Raw genomic sequence first — 6077 nt, forward strand, 5'->3', positions numbered from 1 at the left:
GATTCAGGAAACCGCTCAGTGTTTCTCTTTACAGCCCGATTGAGGTTCTTCGTTTCCACTTGATAAAGCGAAGCAATATCATTGTCCAGCATCACTTGTTTACCACGTATCGTGTAAATAAGATTTTTGATTCCTTTGGAAGTAATAAGTTTTTTCTCTTCCATTATTTCTTGTGGCCTTTACTTTTCTCAAATTCAAAAGAGGTTTTATAGTCTCCATTCAATACAATATAGGCATCGAATTTCTTTCCAGCTTTGCTTTTCATGCCTTTGATGAGGGACGTTTTACCTTTGTTAATTAAACGCTCAACATCGACTATGCTGACCTGCACCCCACAAACATTACGGAACTGTATCCAGTTACAAACCTCATCGGGGCATTTAACAATTTTATCTCTAATAATCAGTTTTTGGCTTTTGCATTTTGGACAAGTAAGCTGGGGCAAGTTTTCTTTGGCAATAGTGGATTCCAATAACTCATTGGTAATTGTTGTCGCATAAGTTTCGATTTCACTTTGAAAATCTGTAGCATCACTTTCGTTGTTTTCGATTTTCTGTAAGGTCAATTCCCATTCAGCAGTCATGGCGACATTTGCAATCTTTTTATCTTTCACCAGCTCATACACTTGTAAACCTTTTTCAGTGGGGATCAGTGATCTTTTTGCTCGTTGAATGTAATTTCGGCTAAACAAAGTCTCAATAATAGCGGCTCGTGTAGCAGGTGTACCGACACCTATATTTTGCAATGCCTTTCGTTCCTCTTCATTTTCAATCTTCTTTCCCGCACTTTCCATTGCCGACAAAAGCCCTGCTTCCGTATAAAGTACAGGTGCTTTGGTTGTTTTTTCAAGAACGATGGATTCTTTTATTTTAATCTCATCACCTTTTCTAAGTTCGGGTAGATCTTGTACTGGTTCGCTATCCTCATCTGAAAAATAACCTTTTATACCACGCCAACCTGACTCCAATATTTTGCAACCTTTCAATATGAAATCATCATGCAGCGCCTCTAACGCAATATCTGTTACCTCTTTAATACAAGCGCCAGAAATAGCTTCGAGCAGACGAAGGGCAATCATATCGTAAACAGCATTTTCCTTGGGTGATAATGCCGAAGGGATTTTATCGGTAATCAGTAAGCCATGATGATCCGTAACCCGAAGGTCATTCACGATTCGTTTATTGAACCGTCCCCATTTTACCTTGGTCACGGCCTGTTTACAGGTTTCTCTATCTTGTAAAGCTCTTACTAGATTTGAAATTTCAGCCCAAACATCTTCAGGGATATATTTGCTTCCGGTACGTGGATAAGTTATAAATTTCTTTTCATATAAGCTTTGGGCAATGTTCAGGGTTTCTTCGGCTGAAAGGTTGAGCTTTTTATTGGCTTCTTTTTGCAAGCCCGTAAGATCAAACAATAAAGGTGCTTGTTCAGTTACGTTTTTGCTTTCTACAGAGGTAACCGTAGCGACGTTTCCATTTCTTTGTATGGACTTCAACGTATCTTCTACTTGTTTTTTATCTTCCCATTTTTTTACGGAAATGCTTTTAAAATCAATGAACTCTTTATTATGTAGTAACTGTATTTGCCAGTATTTCTGCACCTTAAAGTTTTTGTTTTCTAGATAGCGCTTACATATTAAAGCCAGCGTAGGTGTTTGTACTCTTCCGAGCGAATAAATGCCATTTCCAGCGGCAATGCTCAATGCCTGTGATGCATTGATCCCTACCAACCAATCTGCTCGACTTCTTCCTTGTGCAGCTTGATATAAGCCATCAAAATCACTACCCGACTTTAGATTGTCAAAACCCTGTTTAATAGCTTTCTCGGTAAGTGAACTGATCCAAAGACGTTCAAAAAGTTTGTTGCATTTAAGGTATTCATAGATATAACGAAATATCAACTCACCTTCACGTCCGGCATCAGTGGCCACGATAATACTATTGGACTGATTAAAGATCTGTTCAATTACTTTCAGTTGCTTTAATGCCCCTGTATCAGCGGTGTAGCCTTTATCTTTTTTGACTTTGCGAACGGTCAATAAAAACGGATTAGGAAGAATCGGTAATGATGCTTTGTCAAATCCCGTAATTCCATAATCTCCTGGCATTGCCAATCCGACCAAATGTCCAAAAGCCCATGTAACAAAATAGCCATTGCCTGTCAGGTAACCATCCTTTTTTTCAGAGGCTCCCAACAAGGTGGCTATTTCACGGGCGACACTTGGTTTTTCTGCGATAATTGCTTTCATATGTGTCTATAGTTTAATGATTACATTTTTCTGCCTTTGGATTTAGCAGGTTTTTCCTGTTTCTCTTGTTGTTTCGCACTATCTGGATTTTTTTGTCCTGATTTCAAAGGCTCTTTTATATTTTTTGTTGCTTCATTAGTTTTCCCTTCTGAATTGACTGCGGTTTGTGTTTTATAAGCATCGGTCGGTTTTACTTGCTCTTTGATTTTATTAGGATTCTGGAAAGAAAAGTCGGCTTTATTCGTTTCCTTGTTAAAAGTGATATAGCCATTATATTCCTTACCTTTTTTGTCTACTAATCCGCTTACGTAAATCGTCTGTCCGTCTTTAAGTTTTTGGTGTTGTTCATTATCCAATTCCTTACCTCTAAAGGTTTTCGGAGCTTCCAGCGATTGGCTTTGTTGATTACTTTGGGTTTGCTTATTTGTATTGCTTCTGTCAAATAGAAATTCAACAAATCGTTTGTCGGCATTAAACTGTACGTTCGCATCAAATGGAGTTCCTTTTTTCGAAATCATGCCTTCGATATAAAGTGGTTTACCTTCCATTAAGGTTTGTTTCTGTTCGTCGTTCAACTTTATTCCTTTGATCTCATCGGGGATTTTGATTTTGTCCGTACGAAGGGCAACCAGCTCATTGGTCAATCGGTCCACACTGATTAGAGAGGGAATAGTGTCGCCCGTCTTGGGATTGGTCAAATTGACCATACGTCCCATATTCCCCGATTGGAGCAGATTGTCTTTGTCTTCTTTTGTAAACTTATGTCCAAAGAATTCAAAGTTCAGGTTAGGTTCTTTTCTGATGCCATGGATGGCTACCACGACCTGTCCTTCGTTATTTTGTTGCAGAGATAATCTTGCATCCATACGGGTAACGGCCGTGCCAAGATTAAGGCTAACCGGTACTAATTCATTGGTCTTATAACCTCTCAACAAAGGGTCTAGCAGATTCATTTTCTCAAGTTTCTCTTTGTTCAAACCCAGATTGTTCATGGTTTCCCAATCAATCTGTTCTGGTTTGAAGCGGTATTCGCTAGCTTCTGGTTTTGTTTGTGTCGTTTCCATTTTATTTTGATTTTCTTGTTTTTGTTCTTGTTGCGGTTCTGCTTTTACCTCATGTTTCTTCATCAATTGTTCGCCTTCTGGGGTGGGATTATTTACCTGTTTCTGCATTTTCTTTGCTGTGTCAATTGCCAATGGAGCAGGAACTTTGAAAAAGGAAAAATTGGTTGGATTCTTTAATTGACTAAAAAAATTAGAGAAGAAGTTGGAAAATAGATCACCATGCTTGTCTATACGCATAAACTGATTCTGATTCTTCTTGTTGGCATCCACGGTCTCTAGCTTGCCGTTTTCGTCAATTCCTGTGACTGCTTGGATTTTCTTTTTTTCTTTATCCAGCACCAATAATATCTCCGACAATTGGTCGGGGGATTCTTGTTTATTTTCGGATTGTTCGTTCATAATCTTATTACTTTTAGATTCAGTTCCGAATGTAAATGAAGCGTTTTGTGTTTTGCATTAATTGGCTTCTGCCGGTAGTATTTGTCACTTATTGGCTTTCATTTTCGGTACAGGGGCAGTAAAGCTCTCCCTTATGAACTGATGTACATCGGAAAGTTTGTAGTACAATTTTCCGCTTATGGTATAATAGGGTAGTTTCCCGATAGAGCGATAGCGTTGAAGTGACCGGTTACTTATTTTAAGCATTTGCAACAAGTCCTGATTGTCCAGCAATTCTTCACCGTCAATACTGTTACGTTGCTTCTGGACATCGTTTATATTCTCCCCAAGAATATCAAAGCGATCCATGATGCGCTCCATCCATGCGATAAATTCTGTTCTGTCAATATTCATAGTACAAGTCTTAAATGTTCACTATGTAAAATTGGGAAGGATGGTAGAGTTTGTCTGCCAAGCCTTGCCAATTGGTTTAGTGGTTTTTTGAATATTTTTTCAGTTCGCTTAAACCTTTATGTGGTAATGGTCTTGGAGATTTTGGATTAGAATTCAAATCTCAATGCAGAGACTTTGCCAATTGGCGGATATGCTCAAAAAAAAAGCAGTACATAGATTGTACTGCTTGGGATGGAATTATTTTAGATTAATCCTTTTTTAAAGATCTTTATCCATATACTCTTCAAGAGAAAATTTGAGTTGGTCTAAAAATGCGGTTCTAGAGCCAGTACGAGTTTTCATGCGGTGAAAAGCGTGATGCAAATCTCCAAGCGGAATGCGAAAGAGTATCTGAAACAATAGGCTTATTTTCCGGATACCTATTTTACCGTGTGATATAGCACCAGAAGCATAAAGTGCATACACCAATTCGACAAGTGCATTTTTGCTATCTGTCCAGAAAATATCTTTTGTTGATTCTGAATTTTGTAAGATCACATCAGGGTTTTCATCAGGACTAATTTTTGTAAGCAAATAGGAATAGAGTAACTCATTGGAGATAATCCTTGCAACTTTATAATCAAAAAAAGTAGAGTATATCGGATCAATTTCAAATACGATACTGTTAAGCCCGTCGTGATAGTTGATATTCCCTCTCTTAAAATAGGTATCATCTCTATCTGTGCGACCAGAACGATAATACCGGTAAAAATCTGAATTACATAGATGTTCAATATAATCACGTTTCAAGATTGCCAATTGAGTTGAGAAATAGCTATAATACATCTTACCGTTACTAACAGGACAGGTAGTTTCAATCCGATAAACCTTATTGTAATAAATCAGCTTTCCAAGTATTTGAGGCTTTATGGTACGGAAGAAATGGATCTCTTCAGTGTCGTTTTTAAACCCTTCTTCGGTTATATACTTTTTAACAGAAAACAGTAGATCCTGAAGATACAAGGTCATCTCGCAAGCCTCATCAATCAATCCTTTACTTTGAGCTAAAATCCTTTCCTCTTTGTTGTGGATCTCTAAAATGATGTTTTGTAAAGAGTGCTTCATAATCAATGATCTTTGAGAGGATTACTGATTTCTAAGCAAGTATTCCTCGATTAAATCACAAACATTGTAAATTCAAATGAAAAGTTCTCCCAAGGTGGGTTGAACTTGGGTTTTATATTCATAGTCACAGTGTCAAAAAGTAGAAGAATATTTGAGAGATAAAGTAAACATTTTGATTTTTGATGCCCTAAGCACACATAACAATTTATGCACTACTTCAAAATTGAAAGGGAGTTCGAACCATTATTTTTTCAATCCATTATCATTGATATTATTTTTCTGACTTTCAATGTAAGCATCTGTTCTTTAGCTAGTTTACCATTTTTTTTTATTTACTAACTTCTTCAAATCCTCCAAAAAATGGTTCGAAAATTGTCCCGAGAGGACGACCACTCTTACACTAAGTAAGGTCAGAAACCCGCAAATTCTATGAATTTGCGGGTTTTTTGTTTTATATCATATCAAGAAACCCCAATATATCAATCTAAATTTGAGTTAAACGGTGAGTCTTTTTAAGTTTTATATTTACTCATTGAACAGATTTCAAATAACTGTAAATCATTTATTTACAACGTGTATTTTGATGCTATTTTATTGTTTGACTTCTTTACTGCATCCCATCCAACGTGTCGATAAACAATTGGAACGAAGTAAAAAGAAGCGCAAAAGGGAAACAACAAGAAATCGCATAATTGAACAGATACATGGAACAGGTGTGTTCATCGATTTTTGATTGTTATCAAGAATTGATGCAATAAAATAAAGGAATTGCGAATGAAACTCAAGGTTATTACCCGAGAGAATCTTGAAATTTTCAAAAAAAACTTTTTGAAGAAATCAGAAAATATTCGTCTTATATGAAAAAA

Annotated in this window: 5 protein-coding genes; all 5 read right to left on the bottom strand. The window is 36.8% G+C overall.

The genetic code is table 11. From position 1 onward, the window contains the following. Positions 1–164, bottom strand: a 164-nt coding sequence (locus VLZ86_RS02720) for an ORF6N domain-containing protein (RefSeq protein WP_325448480.1), incomplete at its 3' end; no start/stop codon positions are given. After that, positions 164–2251: a type IA DNA topoisomerase gene (locus VLZ86_RS02725; protein ID WP_325448472.1), complete on the bottom strand. Its 2088-nt coding sequence runs from the start codon at positions 2249–2251 to the stop codon at positions 164–166. The genes VLZ86_RS02720 and VLZ86_RS02725, both read right to left, overlap by 1 nt. A gap of 20 nt (positions 2252–2271) precedes the next feature. After that, the gene (locus VLZ86_RS02730) at positions 2272–3714 is read right to left on the bottom strand and encodes a DUF3945 domain-containing protein (protein WP_325448474.1); all 1443 of its coding nucleotides are present in this window, start codon (positions 3712–3714) and stop codon (positions 2272–2274) included. Between the two features lie 84 nt (positions 3715–3798). Beyond that, positions 3799–4107, bottom strand: coding sequence for a helix-turn-helix domain-containing protein (locus VLZ86_RS02735; protein WP_325448476.1), 309 nt, complete (start codon positions 4105–4107; stop codon positions 3799–3801). Between the two features lie 258 nt (positions 4108–4365). After that, positions 4366–5211 carry an RteC domain-containing protein gene (locus VLZ86_RS02740; protein ID WP_325448478.1) on the bottom strand — a complete coding sequence of 282 codons (846 nt, stop codon included), beginning with the start codon at positions 5209–5211 and terminating at the stop codon, positions 4366–4368. Positions 5212–6077: the final 866 nt, after the last annotated feature.

Origin of the sequence: Gelidibacter sp., assembly GCF_035515035.1 — a bacterium.
Taxonomy (GTDB): Bacteria; Bacteroidota; Bacteroidia; order Flavobacteriales; family Flavobacteriaceae; genus Gelidibacter.

What these genes read in the sequence shown, in the direction of transcription:
- VLZ86_RS02725 (WP_325448472.1), bottom strand. Translation starts at nt 2,251, where the DNA reads ATGAAAGCAATTATCGCAGAAAAACCAAGTGTCGCCCGTGAAATAGCC.
- VLZ86_RS02730 (WP_325448474.1), bottom strand. Translation starts at nt 3,714, where the DNA reads ATGAACGAACAATCCGAAAATAAACAAGAATCCCCCGACCAATTGTCG.
- VLZ86_RS02735 (WP_325448476.1), bottom strand. Translation starts at nt 4,107, where the DNA reads ATGAATATTGACAGAACAGAATTTATCGCATGGATGGAGCGCATCATG.
- VLZ86_RS02740 (WP_325448478.1), bottom strand. Translation starts at nt 5,211, where the DNA reads ATGAAGCACTCTTTACAAAACATCATTTTAGAGATCCACAACAAAGAG.